General features: G+C 67.8%; 19 protein-coding genes. 4 read left to right on the forward strand and 15 right to left on the reverse strand.

Annotated features, from left to right (window positions below; genetic code table 11):
• Nucleotides 1-146 precede the first annotated feature (146 nt).
• Both IEZ15_RS00510 and IEZ15_RS00515 read right to left on the reverse strand, forming a co-directional pair.
• On the reverse strand, nt 147-470 hold the full coding sequence (locus tag IEZ15_RS00510; RefSeq protein WP_114246688.1) for an STAS domain-containing protein: 324 nt from the start codon (nt 468-470) through the stop codon (nt 147-149).
• 236 nt (nt 471-706) lie between these two features.
• Complete coding sequence (locus tag IEZ15_RS00515) at nt 707-1,555, reverse strand: 3-hydroxyacyl-CoA dehydrogenase family protein (RefSeq protein WP_114246687.1); 849 nt, start codon at nt 1,553-1,555, stop codon at nt 707-709.
• A gap of 1,237 nt (nt 1,556-2,792) precedes the next feature.
• On the opposite strand from IEZ15_RS00515, the gene IEZ15_RS00520 reads away from it, so the two are divergent.
• Nucleotides 2,793-3,365, forward strand: a complete 573-nt coding sequence (locus IEZ15_RS00520; protein ID WP_189273305.1) for a cob(I)yrinic acid a,c-diamide adenosyltransferase — start codon at nt 2,793-2,795, stop codon at nt 3,363-3,365.
• Between the two features lie 54 nt (nt 3,366-3,419).
• On the opposite strand, the gene IEZ15_RS00525 is transcribed toward IEZ15_RS00520, so the two are convergent.
• Nucleotides 3,420-3,962, reverse strand: coding sequence for a hypothetical protein (locus IEZ15_RS00525; RefSeq protein WP_189273307.1), 543 nt, complete (start codon nt 3,960-3,962; stop codon nt 3,420-3,422).
• Between the two features lie 151 nt (nt 3,963-4,113).
• On the opposite strand from IEZ15_RS00525, the gene IEZ15_RS00530 reads away from it, so the two are divergent.
• The 3 genes from IEZ15_RS00530 (at nt 4,114) to IEZ15_RS00540 (ending at nt 8,004) form a co-directional block, all read left to right on the forward strand.
• Nucleotides 4,114-5,310, forward strand: a complete 1,197-nt coding sequence (locus tag IEZ15_RS00530; protein WP_189273904.1) for a sensor histidine kinase — start codon at nt 4,114-4,116, stop codon at nt 5,308-5,310.
• Entirely contained in the window at nt 5,307-5,957 is a 651-nt protein-coding gene (locus IEZ15_RS00535; RefSeq protein ID WP_189273309.1) for a response regulator, read from the forward strand. Before IEZ15_RS00530 ends, IEZ15_RS00535 begins: the two co-directional genes overlap by 4 nt.
• Before the next feature lie 169 nt (nt 5,958-6,126).
• Nucleotides 6,127-8,004, forward strand: a complete 1,878-nt coding sequence (locus tag IEZ15_RS00540) for a glycoside hydrolase family 18 chitinase (protein ID WP_189273311.1) — start codon at nt 6,127-6,129, stop codon at nt 8,002-8,004.
• Between the two features lie 121 nt (nt 8,005-8,125).
• Here the strand turns inward: IEZ15_RS00540 and IEZ15_RS00545 are convergent, their stop codons facing one another.
• From IEZ15_RS00545 to glyA, 12 genes are all read right to left on the reverse strand, one after another.
• Nucleotides 8,126-8,572 carry a DUF2550 domain-containing protein gene (locus IEZ15_RS00545; RefSeq protein WP_114249306.1) on the reverse strand — a complete coding sequence of 149 codons (447 nt, stop codon included), beginning with the start codon at nt 8,570-8,572 and terminating at the stop codon, nt 8,126-8,128.
• 135 nt (nt 8,573-8,707) lie between these two features.
• On the reverse strand, nt 8,708-9,082 hold the full coding sequence (locus tag IEZ15_RS00550) for a F0F1 ATP synthase subunit epsilon (protein ID WP_114246680.1): 375 nt from the start codon (nt 9,080-9,082) through the stop codon (nt 8,708-8,710).
• Nucleotides 9,083-9,192: 110 nt separating this feature from the next.
• Entirely contained in the window at nt 9,193-10,635 is a 1,443-nt protein-coding gene (gene atpD, locus IEZ15_RS00555; RefSeq protein WP_072483715.1) for a F0F1 ATP synthase subunit beta, read from the reverse strand.
• A complete protein-coding gene (locus IEZ15_RS00560; RefSeq protein WP_189273313.1) occupies nt 10,635-11,549 on the reverse strand; it encodes a F0F1 ATP synthase subunit gamma in 915 nt (304 codons plus the stop codon). Before IEZ15_RS00560 ends, atpD begins: the two co-directional genes overlap by 1 nt.
• 3 nt (nt 11,550-11,552) lie before the next feature.
• Nucleotides 11,553-13,124: a F0F1 ATP synthase subunit alpha gene (atpA, locus tag IEZ15_RS00565; RefSeq protein ID WP_114246678.1), complete on the reverse strand. Its 1,572-nt coding sequence runs from the start codon at nt 13,122-13,124 to the stop codon at nt 11,553-11,555.
• Nucleotides 13,125-13,262: 138 nt separating this feature from the next.
• Nucleotides 13,263-14,078 (reverse strand): F0F1 ATP synthase subunit delta, encoded by an 816-nt coding sequence (locus tag IEZ15_RS00570; RefSeq protein WP_189273315.1) that lies wholly within the window; start codon nt 14,076-14,078, stop codon nt 13,263-13,265.
• The gene (locus IEZ15_RS00575) at nt 14,075-14,617 is read right to left on the reverse strand and encodes a F0F1 ATP synthase subunit B (protein WP_189273317.1); all 543 of its coding nucleotides are present in this window, start codon (nt 14,615-14,617) and stop codon (nt 14,075-14,077) included. The genes IEZ15_RS00570 and IEZ15_RS00575 overlap by 4 nt, the downstream gene beginning before the upstream one ends.
• Before the next feature lie 37 nt (nt 14,618-14,654).
• A complete protein-coding gene (locus IEZ15_RS00580) occupies nt 14,655-14,906 on the reverse strand; it encodes an ATP synthase subunit C-like protein (protein WP_037689279.1) in 252 nt (83 codons plus the stop codon).
• Nucleotides 14,907-14,974: 68 nt separating this feature from the next.
• Nucleotides 14,975-15,796: a F0F1 ATP synthase subunit A gene (atpB, locus tag IEZ15_RS00585; RefSeq protein ID WP_189273319.1), complete on the reverse strand. Its 822-nt coding sequence runs from the start codon at nt 15,794-15,796 to the stop codon at nt 14,975-14,977.
• Between the two features lie 225 nt (nt 15,797-16,021).
• Nucleotides 16,022-16,459 carry a Cg1360 family ATP-synthase-associated protein gene (locus IEZ15_RS00590; protein ID WP_189273321.1) on the reverse strand — a complete coding sequence of 146 codons (438 nt, stop codon included), beginning with the start codon at nt 16,457-16,459 and terminating at the stop codon, nt 16,022-16,024.
• A 262-nt stretch (nt 16,460-16,721) separates the two neighbouring features.
• Entirely contained in the window at nt 16,722-18,107 is a 1,386-nt protein-coding gene (locus IEZ15_RS00595) for an MraY family glycosyltransferase (protein ID WP_189273324.1), read from the reverse strand.
• A gap of 92 nt (nt 18,108-18,199) precedes the next feature.
• The gene (gene glyA / locus IEZ15_RS00600) at nt 18,200-19,465 is read right to left on the reverse strand and encodes a serine hydroxymethyltransferase (protein ID WP_189273326.1); all 1,266 of its coding nucleotides are present in this window, start codon (nt 19,463-19,465) and stop codon (nt 18,200-18,202) included.
• Nucleotides 19,466-19,602 lie beyond the last annotated feature (137 nt).

The raw sequence follows: 19,602 nt of genomic DNA on the forward strand, positions 1-19,602 counted from the left end.
GGACGGCCGAACCCTAGACCGTCGCACAGTGTCCGCGCACAGTCGGGGGGCCACGCCGTCCGAAGCGCACTCTCTCGTGCGGATTGCGCACCTTCGGCCGCGCCGCACGATCAGGGCCCGTCCACCGGGCCGGGGCCGGGCAGGCCCTACACGCGCGGCAGGGAGTCTGCGGCGATTCCGCCCTCGATGGCCAGAATGCGGTGCAGCCGGGTCGCCACCAGCAGGCGCTGCATCTGCGGCGGCACGCCACGGAGTACCAGCCGTCGTCCCGCACGACCGGCCCGGCGGTGTGCGCCCATGATGACGCCGAGCCCGGTGGCGTCCCAGGAATCCAGCTCGGTCAGGTCGAGCACCAGGTCGCCGACTCCGTTGTCGAGGGCCGAGTGCAGGACCGTACGGGCGTCCGCCGCGCTTCGGACGTCGAGGCGGCCCCCGACGACCAGCTCGGCGTGGTCGCCCCTGATGTGCATATGTGCTCCCCGGAATTGCTCCGTAGCAAGGTTCGTCTGTCTGTTCTGTCTCTGTCACAACTGACTGCGACAGCGACAGGGAAGTTGCCGTCTGTAAGCGAACCGATACCGAATTCACCCCGTGGAGTGACCAAGGCCCGGCGAGGACCACGCGGATCCACCGATTCCGGGAGACGCCCCCCGGGCCTCCGGGCCTGACCGACGGCAAATCAGGCAAACCGGAGGACCGAAAACGATCAGTACGTGTAGAAGCCCTGCCCGCTCTTGCGGCCGATGTCACCTGCATCCACCATCCGGCGCATCAGCTCCGGCGCGGCGAACTTCTCGTCCTGGGACTCGGTGTAGATGTTGCTCGTGGCGTGCAGGAGGATGTCGACCCCGGTCAGGTCAGCCGTGGCCAGGGGGCCCATGGCGTGGCCGAAGCCCAGCTTGCAGGCGATGTCGATGTCCTCGGCCGTGGCGACGCCCGACTCGTAGAGCTTGGTGGCCTCCACGACGAGCGCCGAGATCAGCCGGGTGGTGACGAAGCCGGCCACGTCACGGTTGACGACGATGCAGGTCTTGCCGACGGACTCGGCGAACTCCCGTGCGGTGGCGAGGGTTTCGTCGCTGGTCTTGTAGCCGCGTACGAGTTCGCAGAGCTGCATCATCGGAACCGGCGAGAAGAAGTGCACACCGACGACGCGCTCGGGACGCTCCGTCACGGCCGCGATCTTGGTGATCGGGATCGCGGAGGTGTTGGAGGCGAGGACGGCGTCATCCCGGACGATCTTGTCGAGCGCCCGGAAGATCTCGTGCTTGACCTCGAGCTTCTCGAAGACGGCCTCGACGACGACATCCGCGTCGGCGACCGCGTCGAGGTCGGTGGTGGTGGTGATGCGGGCCAGCGCGGCATCGGCGTCGGCCGCCCCCAGCTTCCCCTTGGAGACGAACTTGTCGTACGAGGCCTTGATGCCGTCACGGCCACGGGTCAGGGCCTCGTCGGTGACATCACGCAGCACGACGTCCCAGCCCGCCTGGGCGGAGACCTGCGCAATACCGGATCCCATGAGTCCGGCTCCGATGACGGCGAGCTTCCTGGCCACGTCTGCACCCCTTGGTTTCTGTTCGCCTCTGCAGCTGGTCCCTGCACGGCCGGTCCTAACGGTTGTTCATATGCTCTCCGGCGGAGATTAGTACCCGTGAGGGGCCTTGGGGTGGCGAAGAGATGCGCGTCACGCCATACGTCACGCACATCACATTTCCAGCAGGCGCGTCACCCGGTGGAAGAGTCTTCGGGGCGAGTGCCGTAGCCGTAGCCGTCCGCTCGCTTCAGCATCCGAAGATGGCGGTGGTGGACACCCTGGACGAGCCCCGAGGCCGTACGGATATTGAAGCGCCCCGTGGCCCGCACAGCCACGCGCCCCATGTGATGGCCCCGGTACTTGCCTGACGGAAGAGATGCGGCAACCAGATCCCCGGTGGCATATCCATGGTGCTGCTTCTGCCGGGGGGCGGCGAAGCCGCGGAAAGCCGAACTTGTCCGGAGTGGTGCGCGCGTAGACGCCGCGTCCGGTCGCGATCACGACCAAAACAGCATTCGGGTGGCTGACCAGGCTTGTGGATTCAGCGAGTTCGCCCACGCACAAAGCGTCGAGCGTATGTGTCTTGGGCAGACCGGCATGAGTGGCCGCCCGTGGCGGTCAAGCACGGGCACCCGGTCACCGGCTGTAACTCTTCGGACGGTGCCGCCCTCACGGACGGCGTGTACTCCCTCAGCAGCGGACGCGGCTTACGCATTCGCGGCCTCGGGGTGACGCTCCCGGCGCCTGGTGCGGCTGCCAGGAGTCTCCCCTCGCTCATGTCCGATGCCAGCGCCGTCGGACGACCGCCGACGGGGTCCGCGCCCCGTTTCGTCCCTGCTCCCAGGGTTGTCTGCAGGCGCAGATTCCAGAGCCTGCCGCTGAGGAAGCACGACAGGGTGGGTGGGCTCGCTCACATCGAACGTAGTCATCGAGGCACCTCTTTGAACTGATGACTTGAGCTGGTCAACCCGAGCCCGACACCGGCCAGGGCGGCTGAGCTCCGACCGGCAAGGCCGAGGAGCGGTTGACGTCTCACATGACGGACATGCGCCGAGTCGCTACGGACCCCGCACACCAATTCGTCATATCAAACGAGTGATCACGTCCAGGGTTACGCCCGGCACGACAAATAATCACCTACCGCGGGACGACCGTGCTGTGCTGTACCGGGTACTGGCCCCGCTCACCTTCGCGCTGTCGGCCGTGACGGTGGGCACACGCGTCTTCCGTAGCGCCGACGCCTAACTAGGCTGGTCACATGGTCAATCTGACACGTATCTACACCCGTACCGGCGATCAGGGCACCACCGCCCTCGGCGACACGAGCCGGACCGCCAAGACCGATCTGCGGATCTCCGCGTACGCCGACACCAATGAGGCCAATGCCGTCATCGGTACGGCGATCGCGCTCGGACAGCTCTCCGAGGATGTCGTGAAGGTCCTCGTCCGCGTGCAGAACGACCTGTTCGACGTGGGCGCGGATCTGTCGACGCCGGTCGTCGAGGACCCGAAATATCCACCACTGCGGGTCGAGCAGAGTTACGTCGACAAGCTGGAGGCGGACTGCGACCACTTCCTGGAGCAGCTGGAGAAGCTGCGCAGCTTCATCCTTCCGGGCGGTACGCCGGGGGCGGCGCTGCTGCACCAGGCGTGCACGGTGGTCCGGCGTGCGGAGCGGTCCACGTGGGCGGCCCTGGAGGTGCACGGTGAGGTGATGAACGCGCTGACGGCGACGTATCTCAACCGCCTCTCCGACCTGCTGTTCATTCTCGCGAGGACGGCGAACAAGGAGGTCGGCGACGTGCTGTGGGTACCTGGCGGCGAGCGGTAGCGGTTGTTGTCATCAAGCGCCGGACGGGCTTGGAGATCAAGCCCGTCCGGCCTCTCAGCGCCCCGCCCTCTCCCGCTTCGGGAACACCGTGTAGCCCCCCGCGATGACCACGTTGATCCCGATCACGAACAGCATCTTCTGCTGCCACGACTGCAGAGACGTCACATCCCCGGCCCCGCCCACGTACCAGATCGCCGCCTGCAGCAGCGCCAGTGCCGTCACGGCCGCGACCGTCCACCGCGCCGCGACCCGCCACTCGTGTGCCGCGCGCTCCATGCCGTACTTGGGCGGCTTCACCGGCGGCGGCCCGCCCGCGAAGCGGTGGGCGACCCGGGCGTCCACCCAGCGGATCGTGGAGTGGCCGAGCCCCACCGTGAAGCCGATGTAGACCGCGGCGAGCCCGTGCTTCCAGTCGGGCTCGGCCCCGTTCTTCAGGTCGATGGCCGTCACCACCAGCAGCACGACCTCCAGCAGCGGCTCGCACAGCAGCACAGCCGCACCCAGCCGCGGCTTCCTCGCCGGGTACCGCAGTGCGAGCCCCGCAGCCAGCAGCACCCAGAAGCCGACTTCGCAGAGCACGATCAGCGTGACGATCACAGCACTTCTCCTTCCGGTCCCTCCCAGTCTTCGGGCTGCGGCGCCTGGAATCGTCGTCGGCAGTGACGAACCGTGACTGCATACTTCGATGTACTCGCGCCTCGCTCCCGGTGCGGAGGTCCGCAGCGAAACCGCCGTGTTGGATAGGAGGGTGCTCTCCTTCGCCCGCCCGCACCGCCACGACGTGCTCATCGCTGCCATCGGTCTCTGCGGCGGTCTGTTCCTGTGGATGCTCGGGCTGCACATGCAGGGCAACCGGACCTTCGTCACCCCCTGGATCTCCCTGCTGCCGCTCGCCGTCGTCTCGGCGCTCGAACTGGTACGCAGGACCGCCCCGCAGACGGCGCTGGTCATCGGCACGCTCGCCCTGGTCGCGGACCAGTTCACGGTCGGCAATCTGGCCACGGTCATGATGTTCACCGATCTGATGTACGCGGCCGTGCTGTACGGGACACCGGCCGCCGCCCGCCGCATCCCGGTGACCACCTTCCTGATCACGGTCGCGGTCACCATCGGGTTCCTGGCGTGGTTCCGCAATCCCCAGGCGCTTTTCAACGGGGTGGTCACCGGAATGGTCTCGTTCCTGCCCGCCATCACGGGGGTCAGCGTCCGCAACCACCGCGACGCCGCCGAGACCGCCCGCCTGCGCGCCGATCAGACCGCGTTGCTGGCCGAGATGGACCGTACCCAGGCGGTGACCGCCGAGCGCGCCCGGATGGCCCGCGAGCTGCACGACATGGTGGCGAACCATCTCTCCGCGATCGCCATCCACTCCACCGCCGCCCTCTCCATCGACGACCCCGGCACCTCGCGCGACGCGCTGGGGGTGATCCGGGAGAACAGCGTCGACGGTCTCGCCGAGATGCGCCGGCTGATCGGGCTGCTGCGCACCGGTGGCGCCGACCCGGAGCCGAGCGCCTCACCGACGCTCGCCTCGCTGGACGCACTCGTCGAGCAGACCCGTACGAACGCCGCGTCGAGCGGACTGAGCTGCACCTTCAAGGACACCCGCGGCGAGCGGGGCCCGCTGCCCGCGCCGGTCGAGCTGGCCACCTACCGGATCGTCCAGGAGTCCCTGACGAACGCGCTCAAGCATGCCGCACCCGGCCCGGTCATGGTACGGCTCGGGCTGGCCGGGCAACTGCTCACGGTGGAGGTCAGCAGTGCGCTCGACGACCGTCCCGGGCCGCGCGCGCCCGGGTCGGGGGCCGGCCTGGTAGGGATGCGGGAGCGGGTGGCACTGCTGGGCGGAGAGATCGAGGCGGGTCCGGTGAGCGCCGGCGGCGGGACGAAGATCTGGCGGGTACGGGCCGAACTGCCCGTGGAAGAAGGGACCGTGAGGGCATGACGATCCGGGTTGTGGTCGCCGAGGACCAGTCGGCCGTCCGTGCGGGGCTGGTGCTCATTCTGCGCAGCGCGCCGGACATCGAGGTCGTCGGCGAGGCCGGGGACGGCGAGGAGGCGGTGCGCCTGGCCCGCGAACTGCGGCCGGATCTGGTGCTGATGGACGTGTCGATGCCGCGTCTCGACGGGGTGTCGGCGACCGGGCAGGTGGTGGCCGAAAAGCTTGCGGATGTGCTGGTGTTGACGACGTTCGATCTGGACGAGTACGTCTTCGGCGCGCTGCGGGCGGGAGCGGCGGGCTTTCTGCTGAAGAACACCGATGCGCACGATCTGCTCGAAGCAGTACGTACGGTGGCGCGCGGCGAGGGGCTGATCGCCCCGGCCGTGACGCGCCGTCTGATCGCGGAGTTCGCCGGGACCACCCCCGTACGGCCTGCGAACGCACCCGACCCCGCGGTGCTCCATGCACTCACCCGGCGGGAGCGGGAGGTGCTCGGCTGCCTCGGCGCGGGGCTGTCGAATGCCGAGATCGCGGTACGGCTCTCGATGGCCGAGGCGACCGTCAAGACGCACGTCAGCAGGTTGCTGGGCAAGCTGGAGCTGCGCAGCCGGGTCCAGGCGGCAGTACTTGCGCAGGAGTTGGGCATCTGAGGTTTAACTCCGAACTTTGGTCTGGACCTCTTGACGATTGGTCCAGACCTTCCTAATCTCACCGAGCACACTGCGGTGAGTGCGCCATGACAAGGCGTGCTCAGGGCGGCGCAGGGTTTGCAGTCCACGGACCACCCCCGTTTGTCCGGACCTCACCCGAGGAGCACCGTTGACCACTGAAACCCCCCTACGCCGGCCCCGATTCAGACTCGGGACCGGAAGAGCCACCAGATCCAGAGCGGTCGCGGGCCTCACCGCACTGCTTCTCCCGCTCGCCGCGATGGTCGGCCTGGCCTCCCCCGCCGAAGCCGCCACCTCGGCAACCGCCACGTACCTCAAGAAGTCCGACTGGGGCAGCGGCTTCGAGGGCCAGTGGACGGTGAAGAACACCGGCACCACCGCGCTCTCCTCCTGGACCATCGAGTGGGACTTCCCCTCGGGCACCGCGGTGAGCTCCGCCTGGGACGCCACCGTCACCAGCTCCGGAACCCACTGGACCGCCAAGAACGTCGGCTGGAACGGCTCGGTCGCGCCGGGCGCCAGCGTCTCCTTCGGCTTCAACGGCACCGGCTCCGGCGCCCCCACCGGCTGCAAGCTGAACGGCGCCTCCTGCGACGGCGGCAGCGTCCCCGGCGACAACGCCCCCTCGGCGCCGGGCACCCCCACCGCGAGCTCCATCACCGACACCTCGGCCAAGCTGAGCTGGACCGCCGCGACCGACGACAACGGCATCAAGAACTACGACGTCCTGCGCGACGGCGCCGTCGTCGCCACGGTCACCGGTACGACGTACACCAACACCGGTCTCACCGCGGGCACCGACTACTCGTACACCGTGCAGGCCCGTGACACCGCCGACCAGACCGGTCCGGTCAGCGGCGCGGTCAAGGTCCACACCACCGGTGGCGGCGGCAACCCCGACCCCGGCACCGGCGGCAAGGTCAACCTCGGTTACTTCACCGACTGGGGCGTCTACGGCCGGAATTACCACGTCAAGAACCTGGACACCTCGGGTTCGGCCGCGAAGATCACGCACATCAACTACGCGTTCGGCAATGTGACCGGCGGCAAGTGCGCAATCGGTGACGCCTACGCCGACTACGACATGGCGTACACCGCCGACAAGTCCGTCGACGGCGTCGCCGACACCTGGGACCAGCCGCTGCGCGGCAGCTTCAACCAGCTGCGCAAGCTCAAGGCGAAGTACCCGAACATCAAGGTCCTGTGGTCCTTCGGCGGCTGGACCTGGTCCGGCGGCTTCGGTGAGGCCGCGAAGAACCCGGCCGCGTTCGCCCAGTCCTGCTACAACCTGGTCGAGGACCCCCGCTGGGCCGATGTCTTCGACGGCATCGACATCGACTGGGAGTACCCCAACGCCTGCGGTCTGACCTGCGACACCAGCGGCCCGGCCGCTCTGAAGGGCATCACCTCGGCGCTGCGCACGAAGTTCGGCAGCAACAACCTGGTGACGGCCGCCATCACCGCCGACGCCTCCGCCGGTGGCAAGATCGACGCCACCGACTACGCAGGTGCCGCCCAGTCCCTGGACTGGTACAACGTGATGACGTACGACTTCTTCGGCGCCTGGGACGCGAAGGGCCCGACCGCCCCGCACTCCCCGCTCACCTCCTACAGCGGCATCCCGCAGGCCGGCTTCAACTCCGCCGACGCCATCGCCAAGCTGAAGGCCCAGGGCGTACCGGCCTCGAAGCTGTTGCTCGGCATCGGCTTCTACGGCCGCGGCTGGACCGGTGTCACCCAGGACGCGCCCGGCGGCACCGCCACCGGAGCAGCCCCCGGTACGTACGAGGCGGGCATCGAGGACTACAAGGTCCTGAAGACCAGTTGCCCGGCCACCGGCACGATCGCCGGTACGGCGTACGCACACTGCGGCACCAACTGGTGGAGCTACGACACCCCGGCCACCATCGCGTCCAAGATGACCTGGGCGAAGGGCCAGGGCCTGAAAGGCGCGTTCTTCTGGGAGTTCAGCGGTGACACCACCAACGGTGAACTCGTCAGCGCGATCAACAACGGTCTGAAGTAACCCCCACTCAGTACCGCGCACAACCCCGGAAAGCAGCCGGGGAGACAGGTCCGCCCCCTGTCTCCCCGGTTTTTCGTCGGCTTCGGTACGGGCCCGAGGCCACGTCGTACGGCCCTCGGGCTCAGGCCACGTTCACCCTCTGGCCGGGCGGAGCCGCCTCCAGCCAGGCGAGGAACCCGGTCAGCGCGTCCTCGCTCATGGCCAGCTCCAGGCGGGTCCCACGATGGAGACAGCCGAGCACCACGGCGTCGGACAGGAGCGCCAGTTCCTCCTCGCCCTCGGGCAGCCGACGGGCGACCACCTCGATCGCGGAACGCTCCAGGACCCGGCGCGGGCGGGGAGCGTACGAGAAGACCCGGAACCAGTCGATCCGGTCACCGCTGTACCGGGCGACCCCGTACACCCAGCCCTTGCCCGAGAGATCGGGTTCCTCCGGCACATTCCATCGCAGGCTGCAGTCGAAGGTCCCACCGGAGCGCTGAATCAGCCGCCGGCGCAGACCGAAGACGAAGAGACCAACCGCAATCAGTGCGACGACCAGCCCGCCCACCCACAGCGCGAGGAACATCTCCACCGACCTCCTCGCGTCGTCGAGTAACGGATACCGCCAGAACCGCACCTGCATCGCCTCAGCCGCGGCACGGTCTGGAGTGGTCTCCAGCTCGGGCCGCGGCTGAGGGTAAAGCTACGTTGTCGCGGTGTGCTAGCGCACCGCCACCGCACGCAGTCGCACTTCGGCGCGCCGCTCGGAAGCGGCGTCCGTGTCCGACTTCGCACGCTCCAGCGCACGCTCGGCGCGCTGGACATCGATCTCGTCCGCCAGCTCGGCGATCTCCGCGAGCAGCGAGAGCTTGTCGTCCGCGAACGAGATGAAACCGCCGTGCACAGCGGCGACCACGGTCCCGCCATCGCTCGTACGGATCGTCACCGGGCCCGATTCCAGCACACCCAGAAGCGGCTGGTGACCGGGCATGACGCCGATGTCGCCGGACGTGGTGCGCGCGACGACCAGGTTGGCCTCGCCGGACCAGACACTGCGGTCCGCGGCGACCAGCTCGACGTGCAGCTCAGCAGCCAAGGGTGGCTCCTCGGGTCACCACCCGGCCGTTCATGCCGGGTGTTGGGTCAATTCTACGGGGCGTGGTGAGGGGGACGGGACGCACCCGCCCCCCTCGGTGAGCCATGGGCTCAGGAGACGCCGAGCTCCTTGGCGTTGGCCTTGAGGTCCTCGATGCCACCGCACATGAAGAACGCCTGCTCCGGGAAGTGGTCGTACTCACCGTCGGCGATCGCGTTGAACGCGGCGATCGACTCGTCGAGCGGAACGTCCGAACCGTCCACGCCGGTGAACTGCTTGGCGACGTGGGTGTTCTGGGACAGGAAGCGCTCGATGCGACGGGCGCGGAAGACCGTGAGCTTGTCCTCCTCGCCGAGCTCGTCCATACCGAGAATGGCGATGATGTCCTGGAGGTCCTTGTACTTCTGCAGGATTCCCTTGACCCGCATGGCGGTGTCGTAGTGGTCCTGCGCGATGTAACGCGGGTCCAGGATCCGGGACGTGGAGTCCAGCGGGTCCACGGCCGGGTAGATGCCCTTCTCGGAGATCGGACGGGAGAGAACCGTCGTCGCGTCGAGGTGGGCGAAGGTGGTGGCCGGGGCCGGGTCGGTCAGGTCGTCCGCGGGGACGTAGATCGCCTGCATCGAGGTGATCGAGTGACCGCGGGTCGACGTGATGCGCTCCTGCAGCAGACCCATCTCGTCGGCCAGGTTCGGCTGGTAACCCACCGCGGACGGCATACGGCCGAGCAGCGTGGACACCTCGGAGCCGGCCTGGGTGTACCGGAAGATGTTGTCGATGAAGAAGAGCACGTCCTGCTTCTGCACATCGCGGAAGTACTCCGCCATGGTCAGACCGGCCAGCGCCACACGAAGACGCGTGCCCGGCGGCTCGTCCATCTGACCGAAGACAAGCGCCGTCTTGTCGATGACGCCCGAGTCGGCCATTTCCTCGATGAGGTCGTTGCCCTCACGGGTACGCTCACCGACACCCGCGAACACCGACACACCGTCGTGGTTGTTGGCGACGCGGTAGATCATTTCCTGGATCAGAACGGTCTTGCCGACACCGGCACCACCGAACAGACCGATCTTTCCACCCTTGACGTACGGGGTGAGAAGGTCGATGACCTTGACGCCGGTCTCGAACATCTCGGTCTTGGACTCGAGCTGGTCGAAGTTGGGCGCCTTGCGGTGGATCGGCCAGCGCTCGGTGACCTCGGCCTCGGCCTCGGGCTTGTTCAGGATCTCGCCAAGGGTGTTGAACACCTTGCCCTTGGTGATGTCGCCGACCGGGACCGTGATGCCGGTGCCCGTGTCGGTCACCGGGGCCTGGCGGACCAGACCGTCGGTGGGCTGCATCGAGATCGCGCGGATCACGCCGTCGCCGAGGTGCTGTGCGACCTCGAGCGTCAGCTTCTTGAGCTTGCCGTCCTCGGCCGGGTCGGCCACCTCGACGGTCAGCGCGTTGTAGATCTCCGGCATCGCGTCGACGGGGAACTCCACGTCGACGACCGGGCCGATGACCCGGGCGACGCGGCCCGTGGCAACGGCCGTCTCAACTGTGGTCGTCATTACTTGTCACTCCCCGCGGTCGCGTCGGCCAGCGCACTGGCACCACCGACGATCTCGCTGATTTCCTGGGTGATTTCGGCCTGGCGGGCCGCGTTGGCAAGCCGGGAGAGGCTCTTGATGAGCTCACCGGCGTTGTCGGTGGCCGACTTCATCGCGCGGCGGCGGGCAGCGTGCTCGGAAGCAGCGGCCTGCAGCAGCGCGTTGTAGATCCGGCTCTCGACGTACCGCGGAAGCAGGGCGTCGAGGACGTCCTCCGCCGACGGCTCGAAGTCGAAGAGCGGCAGGATCTCGCCCTTGCCGTCCTCCTCCTTCGCGGCGCCGAGGCTGAGCGGCAGCATCCGGTTGTCCACCGGGTTCTGCGTCATCATCGACACGAACTCCGTGAAGACGATGTGCAGCTCGTCCACGCCGCCCTCGACGGTCTCCTTGGTGACCGCTTCGATCAGCGGGGCCGCAGCCCGCTTCGCATCCGCGTACGTCGGGCTGTCGGTGAAGCCCGTCCACGAATCCTCGATCTTGCGCTCGCGGAATCCGTAGTAGGAGACACCCTTGCGGCCGATCACATACGTGACGACCTCCTTGCCCTCACCGCGCAACCGGTCGGTCAGTCGCTCCGCGGCCTTGATGGCGTTGGAGGAGTAACCGCCGGCCAGACCGCGGTCGCTCGTGATGAGCAGGACCGCGGCCCGCCCCGGAGTGTCGGCCTCGGTGGTCAGCGGGTGCTTGGTGGTGGAGCCGGTCGCCACCGCGGTCACCGCACGGGTGAGCTCGGTCGCGTACGGCGTCGACGCCGCCACCTGGCGCTGCGCCTTGACGATGCGCGAAGCGGCGATCATCTCCATCGCCTTGGTGATCTTCTTCGTGGCGGTGACGGAGCGAATGCGGCGCTTGTAAACGCGAAGCTGAGCGCCCATCGATCAGCCCTCGCCCAGAAGCTTGCCGTCCGAGGTCTCGAACTGCTGCTTGAAGGCGGCGACCGCGTCGGCAATCGCCTGCAGCGTGTCGTCGGACATCTTGGCGCCCTCGGCGATGCTGGTCAGGAGGTCCTTGCGCTCACGGCGCAGGTACTCCAGCAGCTCGCTCTCGAAGCGACGGATGTCCTCGACCGGGACGTCGTCCATCTTGCCGTTGGTGCCGGCCCAGATCGAGATGACCTGCTCCTCGACCGGGTACGGCTGGTACTGCGGCTGCTTCAGCAGCTCGACCATGCGCTTACCGCGCTCCAGCGACGCCTTCGAAGCCGCGTCCAGGTCGGAACCGAAGGCGGCGAACGCCTCCAGCTCGCGGTACTGGGCGAGGTCGACACGGAGTCGGCCGGAGACCTGGCGCATGGCCTTGTGCTGGGCGGAGCCACCGACACGGGAGACCGAGATACCGACGTTCAGGGCCGGACGCTGGCCGGCGTTGAACAGGTCGGACTCCAGGAAGCACTGGCCGTCGGTGATGGAGATGACGTTGGTCGGAATGAACGCCGACACGTCGTTCGCCTTGGTCTCGACGATCGGGAGGCCCGTCATCGAACCGGCGCCCATCTCGTCGGAGAGCTTCGCGCAGCGCTCCAGCAGACGCGAGTGCAGGTAGAAGACGTCGCCCGGGTAGGCCTCGCGGCCCGGCGGACGGCGCAGCAGAAGCGACACGGCGCGGTAGGCGTCGGCCTGCTTCGAGAGGTCGTCGAAGATGATCAGGACGTGCTTGCCCTGGTACATCCAGTGCTGACCGATGGCCGAACCGGTGTACGGCGCCAGGTACTTGAAGCCGGCCGGGTCGGACGCCGGGGCGGCGACGATGGTCGTGTACTCGAGCGCGCCGGCCTCTTCCAGGGCACCACGCACGGAGGCGATGGTGGAACCCTTCTGACCGATGGCGACGTAGATGCAGCGCACCTGCTTGTTCACGTCGCCCGAGCGCCAGTTGTCGCGCTGGTTGATGATCGTGTCGACGGCCAGAGCGGTCTTACCCGTCTGACGGTCACCAATGATCAGCTGACGCTGGCCGCGGCCGATCGGCACCATGGCGTCGACGGCCTTGTAGCCGGTCTGCATCGGCTCGTGCACCGACTTACGGACCATGACGCCAGGGGCCTGCAGCTCGAGGGCGCGGCGGCTGTCGGTCGCGATCTCGCCGAGACCGTCGATCGGGTTGCCGAGCGGGTCGACGACGCGGCCGAGGTAACCCTCGCCGACGCCGACGGAGAGCACCTCACCGGTGCGCTGCACCGGCTGGCCCTCTTCGATTCCGCTGAACTCGCCGAGAACGATCGCACCGATCTCGCGCTCCTCGAGGTTGAGGGCGAGACCGAGGGTTCCGTCCTCGAACTTCAGCAGCTCGTTCGCCATGGCCGAGGGAAGACCCTCGACCTTTGCGATGCCGTCGCCGGCAACGCTGACCGTACCGACCTCCTCGCGCGAGGCCGCGTCCGGCTTGTACGACTGGACAAAGTTCTCCAGCGCGTCCCGGATCTCCTCCGGCCGGATCGTGAGCTCCGCCATCTGGGTTCCCTGCTCTCCTTGTTGGGCCCGAAGTTTCTTAAGGGGGTCTGGGGGCCGACCCCCAGGAATCTTCTGCAATTTCTGCACGGCCCAACCGGGCCGCTGGTCTTGCTCTGTTCTGTTGCTGCGCTGCGCTCGTCAGCCGGCCATGCGACGGGTCGCCTCGTCGAGGCGCTCCGCGATGGTGCCGTTGATGACCTCGTCACCGACCCGCACCGAGATCCCGCCGAGGACCGTGGGGTCCACATCGAGATTCAGGTGCATCGGCCGTCCGTAGATCTTCGCCAGTGCGGCACCGAGACGCTGCTTCTGCTGATCGCTCAGCGGCACTGCCGAGGTGACCACGGCGACCATGCGGTCCCGGCGCTCCGCGGCAAGCTTGGAGAGGGACTCGAGTCCCGCTTCCAGGCTACGTCCACGCGGCTGGGTGACAAGCCGCACGACGACGCGCTCGGTGGTGGGCCGTGCCTTGCCGCCGAGCAGGCTGCGCAGCAGCTCGCTCTTGGCGGCGACGGACGCGGACCGGTTGGTGAGCGCGGCGCGCAGCTCCTTGTCGGAGGCGACGATCCGGCCGAACCGGAACAGCTCGTCCTCGACGTCGTCGAGGTCTCCGCTGCGCTGGGCGGCGGTGAGGTCTGCGGTGTTCGCCAGTTCCTCGACCGAGTCGACCAGGTCACGCGACTGCGACCAGCGGGAGCGGACCATGCCGGAGATCAGGTCGACGGTCTCGCCGCCCACCTGACCGCGCAGCAGTCGTCCGGCCAGCTCGGCCTTGGCCTCGCCGGCCTGCGACGGGTCGGTCAGGACCCGCCGCAGCGATACCTCGCGCTGGAGCAGCGCCGTTACGGCGGCCAGCTCCTCGGCGAGCTTCGCCGCGTCGACCGACGTGTTGTCGGTCAGCGCGTCGAGACGCTCACGTGCGGCAGCCAGTGCCTCGCGGCTCGCGCCGTTCATCGGACAGCCTCGGCCTTCGCCTCGAGCTCGTCGAGGAAACGGTCGACGGTGCCGCTCTGCCGGGCGTGGTCCTCGAGGGACTCGCCGACGAGCTTGCCGGCCAGGTCGGTGGCGAGCTTGCCCACGTCCTGACGCAGCGCGGAAGCCGCGGCCTTGCGGTCGGCCTCGATCTGGGCGTGACCGGCAGCGATGATCTCCTCGCGCTGCCGCTGGCCTTCCGCCCGCATCTCCTGCAGGATCACGGCACCCTGCTCCTGCGCCTCCTGGCGCAGACGAGCGGCTTCGTGGCGGGCCTCCGCGAGCTGAGCCTTGTACTGCTCAAGCACGCTCTGGGCCTCGGTCTGGGCCGCATCGGCCTTCTCGATACCGCCTTCGATGGCCTCGCGGCGCTCTTCCAGAACCTTGTTGATGTTCGGGAGGAGCTTCTTGGCGAGGAAGCCGAAGACGATGACAAAGGCGATGAAGCCAATGACGAGCTCAGGGATCGGCGGGAGAAGCGGGTTTTCCGTCTCCGCCGCGAGCTGAACCAGAGGGTTCACGTCAGTGCCTTCCGTCGAATGGGCTGTTCGCGACCGGTCAGGAGGTCGGGTAGACGAACGGCATGACCAGACCGATCAGGGCGAGCGCCTCACAGAAGGCGAAGCCGAGAATCTGGTTGGCGCGGATGAGACCGGCAGCCTCGGGCTGACGGGCGAGCGCCTGGGTGCCGTTACCGAAGATGATGCCGACGCCGACGCCGGGGCCGATCGCGGCGAGGCCGTAACCGATGGAGCCGAGGTTGCCCTTGATTTCGACGCTGGTGGCGGCGAGGGTCTGGAGAGCAGACATGCCGGTTCTTCCTTCTCTTTCTTGGTCCGGTGGGGGTTGGCCACCGGGTGCTTCAGGAGGTGGGGTGCTCAGTGGCCCTTGGCGAGAGCGCCCTGGATGTAGCTGCAGGTCAGCAGGACGAACACATAGGCCTGGACAGCTTGGATGAAGAGCTCGAAGGCGGTCATCACGATGACCATCACGAACGAGACACCCGCGTAGGCGATGCCGATGCCGTTGAGCAGGTACCAGCTGGCGATCGTGAAGAGCAGCAGCAGAGTGTGGCCCGCGAACATGTTGGCGAAGAGCCGGACGGCGTGCGTGAACGGCCTGACGAGCAGGTTCGAGAAGAGCTCGATGGTCATCGAGAGCGGCAGGACCGCGCCGAGACTCTTGTCGTAGCCCGTGAAGTTCTTGAAGGCTCCGACGAAACCGTGCCTCTTGAAGGTCAGGCTGACCCACAGGACGTACACGATGGCGGCGAGCGCGGCCGGGTACGCGATGATCGCCGTCACGGGGAACTGGGCGACCGGAATGATGGACCAGAGGTTCATCATCCAGACGAAGAAGAACAGGGAGACCACAAGCGGGACGTACTTCTCGCCCTCGCGCTTGCCGATCGTCTCGTAGACGACACCTCTGCGTACGAAGTCGTAGCCGGCCTCGGCCACCATCTGCAGCTTGCCCGGAACCAGCTTCGGCTTGGCGAAAGCCGCCCAGAAGAAGCCGACGATGATGATCGAGCCGAGCAGCGCCAGCAGCATCGTCTTGTTGAAGTACAAGTTGCTGTCCCCGTTGCCCCAGAGGGGCTCGAACAGGAACGAGTGCAGGCCGGGAGCCGGGAAACCACAACCGGAGAAGATGTGGCAATCGGTCTCGAAGGCGAGCACCTGTGTCGGGTCAGCACTCACCGCGGGCTCCTTCAGCGTGGCGCATAGGTACGGCAACCTCGTTGTGTCGGCGCGGCGCGCAGCCGCGGTTCGGCACTGGACTGGTGTATCGGATGTGTGGGCGGCGGTCAGGCATTGAGCCTCGCGATCGAGCAGGCGTCAGCTCACATGCCCGCGCCCGCAGTGCCGCAGTTGGAACCGGACGATAGCAGGGTCGTGAACCCGCACTTATCCCGCCCCTACCCTTCACGACTTCGACCCCGTGTTCTTGGGCTTTTCACCCTTGTCGGCCTCGGGTTCGACGTAAAGGATCTTGGCCTTCATGTGTGCGCGCGTCTGTGCGGCGATCCACACGAGCGTGGTCGCGACCAACGTGATCGCAAAGGCCTTCGGGTTGAACACCGTGGTGTTCTTGAAGGCCGCGACGAAGATGAACAGCAACAGGAGCTGTGCCGTGTAGAGCATCAGCCCCATCGCCTGGAACAGCTGCGGGAAGGACTTGGCGGTCCGTTGCAGGACCAGGAGTCCGATCCCCATGAAGAGAATCACCACGATCGTCGCGACGACCGCACCCAGGGCTCCCTTGCCGCCGGCCACGCCACCACTGATCGCGGCGGCAACAGCACCGGCGACGGCGGTGGGTACGGCGGTTTGGAGGAGACTCCGGGCGTCGTTGGACGGCATGGCGGCAGCTCCGCTTGCAGGGGGTGGGCAGTGTGTCGTCATGGACGAGCGTAGGCCCGGTCCGAGTCGATGCCTCGGGCCGATGGACCGTGGTACTCAGGTCCTTCAACTCCGTCACCGGGCTTCGTGAACGGTATCACAAACTATTTGATGAGGTCTTTACCAAGAAAGTGTGCTTGCTGTCACACATGAGGGTGAACGTGCGCGTGTGAGCAAGACAACTCAATACGTTGTCCGGTAATGCCCCTTGATGACCGAATCGTCAGTGCGAGGAATCAGCCTTATCTCTGTCCGAAAAACGCGAACGGGGGCCGATGGCAGTCGCCCCGTTGACGCCGGAGACTCCCACGACGACCGGGGCCCGCTCCGGGAGCTCGCGCCCCTCCTGCACCATCTGTGTTTCCAGCGGCCTCTGTTGGGCCTCGTGCGCAGATGAGGGTTCCGCCTCGGGCACCTCGCCCTCGCTGCGGCGACGGCGGTAGCGGGGCGGTACGAAGCGTTCCGCCCAGTACGGCGCCCGCGGGGTGAAGCGGGGCATCAGCAGCAGGACGAGGCCCAGGGCGCTCAGGCCCACGATCACGATCACGATCCATAGGGACGCCGAGTGCACGGAGTAGCCGACCGCGCCGAAGGCGATCAGGGCCGACCAGAAGTACATGATCAGCACGGACCTGCTGTGCGAGTGGCCGATCTCCAACAATCGGTGGTGCAGATGGCCGCGGTCCGCCGCGAACGGCGACTGGCCGTTCCACGTACGCCGCACGATCGCCAGCACCAGGTCGGCGGCCGGGATCGCGATGATCGTCAGCGGCAGCAGCAGCGGGATGAAGACCGGCAGCATCGCCTGGGTGGCCTCGCGCTCGCTGCCCGCGAAGAGCGTCATCGTGTCCGGGTCGACCCGGCCCGTCACGGAGATCGCCCCGGCCGCGAGCACCAGGCCGATCAGCATCGAACCCGAGTCGCCCATGAAGATCCGCGCGGGATGCATGTTGTGCGGCAGGAAGCCCAGGCACATGCCCATCAGGATCGCCGTGAAGAGCGTCGCCGGGGCCGCCGCCTCGATCATGTGCCCGTACCAGAGCCGGTACGTGTACAGGAAGAACGCGGCGGAGGCGATGCACACCATGCCCGCCGCGAGACCGTCCAGACCGTCGACGAAGTTGACCGCGTTGATGGTGATGACGACCAGGGCGACCGTGAGCAGCGTGCCCTGCCACTGGGTGAGCGCGACGGTGCCGACGCCGGGGATCGGCAGCCACAGGATCGTGAGGCCCTGGATGACCATGACCGCGGCGGCGATCATCTGCCCGCCGAGCTTGATCAGGGCGTCGATCTCGAACTTGTCGTCCAGGACACCGATCAGCCAGATCAGCGCGGCGCCGGAGAGCAGCGCGCGCGGCTCGTTGGAGAGCTGGAAGACCCAGTCGAGGTTCTGGAGATGGGCCGCGACGATCAGTCCGGCGCACAGCCCGCCGAACATGGCGATGCCACCGAGCCTCGGTGTCGGTTCTCGGTGGACGTCGCGCGCACGGATCGCGGGCATCGCCCCGACCGCGATGGCGAACTTGCGCACCGGGCCGGTCAGCAGATAGGTAACCGCAGCCGTGACACAGAGCGTCAGCAGGTAATCACGCACGGGCTGCCCCATAGATTTCGCCGGCCATCTCAGCCCACACCTTAACTACGTCGGGCTCATGGTTGAGGACACGGAGGCCGGGCCGATGGTTGCACGGGCCACGTCTACCCCGGATAGGGCGGATATTTCCGGGCCAGTTCCTGAACCTCCGCGCGGATGTCGCCCTCCTCACGTACCGCCGCTCCGAAGAGCACGGCCAGCCGTGCCATGTCGGCGTCGTCCATGCCCTGGGTGGTGACGGCCGCGGTACCGAGTCTGATGCCCCGGGCGTCCCCGTACGGGAGCGCGCAGGTGTCCAGCACCAGGCCCGCCCCCGCCAGCCGGGTGCGGGCAGTGGGCCCGTCGACACCCAGCGGAGCCGGGTCCGCGACGATCAGGTGGGTGTCCGTGCCGCCCGTGGTGACCTCGAAGCCCTCGGCCTCCAGACCTGCGGCCAGCACCCGGGCATGGGCCACCACCCGATGGGCGTACGCCGTGAACGCCGGAGTGGCCGCCTCCCCGAACGCGACGGCCTTCGCGGCGACCGTGTGCATCTGCGCGCCGCCCTGGGTGAACGGGAACACCGCCCGGTCGATCCGCTCAGCCAGCTCCGCACCGCACAGGATCATCCCGCCGCGCGGACCGCGCAGCACCTTGTGCGTGGTCGCGCAGACCACGTCGGCATACGGGACGGGGCTCGGCGCCGCTCCCCCGGCGATCAGCCCCATCGGATGCGCGGCGTCGGCGATGAGATACGCGCCCACCTCGTCGGCGATCTCCCGGAACAGTTCGTAGTCGGGATGGCGGGGGTACGAGATCGAGCCGCTGACGATCGCCTTGGGGCGGTGCGCACGGGCCAGGGTGCGCACCTGCTCGTAGTCGATCAGGCCGCTCTCGGAGTCCACCCCGTAACCGACGAACTCGAACCAGCGGCCGGAGAAGTTGGCGGGCGAGCCGTGGGTGAGATGCCCGCCGTACGGGAGTCCCATCGCGAGCACCGTGTCGCCGGGGCGCAGCAGGGCCGCGTACGCGGCGAGGACGGCGGAGGAGCCGGAGTGCGCCTGGACATTGGCGTGTTCGGCGCCGAAGAGCGAGGTCGCCCGCCGGCAGGCGATGCGTTCGGCGGCGTCGGCCTGCTCACAGCCGCCGTGGTAGCGGGCGCCGGGATAGCCCTCGGCGTACTTGTTGGCGAGCGGTGAGCCGAGGGCGGCGAGGACCGCGGGCGAGGTGAAGTTCTCGGCGGCGATCAGCTGCAGGGTGCTCGACTGCCGGTGCAGCTCCTCCAGCAGCACGGCGGCGATCTCCGGGTCCTCCCGGAGCAGGGCGCCGTAATCCTGCGGCAGGGCGGCCTGGGCGGCGGAGGTGGGTGCGGCAGGAGTGGTGACCGGCATCTGACGGCTCCGGGCCTGGGGAGGGGTGCGCTGACGTCAGCTCCAATGTAGGCCCGTGACGGGCCCCCTGCCTGCTGTGCGGCGACGCCGTACACCCGTTGGGCCCCCTGGTGCCGGGCCCGTGTGTACGGCCGTCA

Origin of the sequence: Streptomyces atratus (assembly GCF_014648655.1) — a bacterium.
Taxonomy (GTDB): Bacteria; Actinomycetota; Actinomycetes; order Streptomycetales; family Streptomycetaceae; genus Streptomyces; species Streptomyces atratus.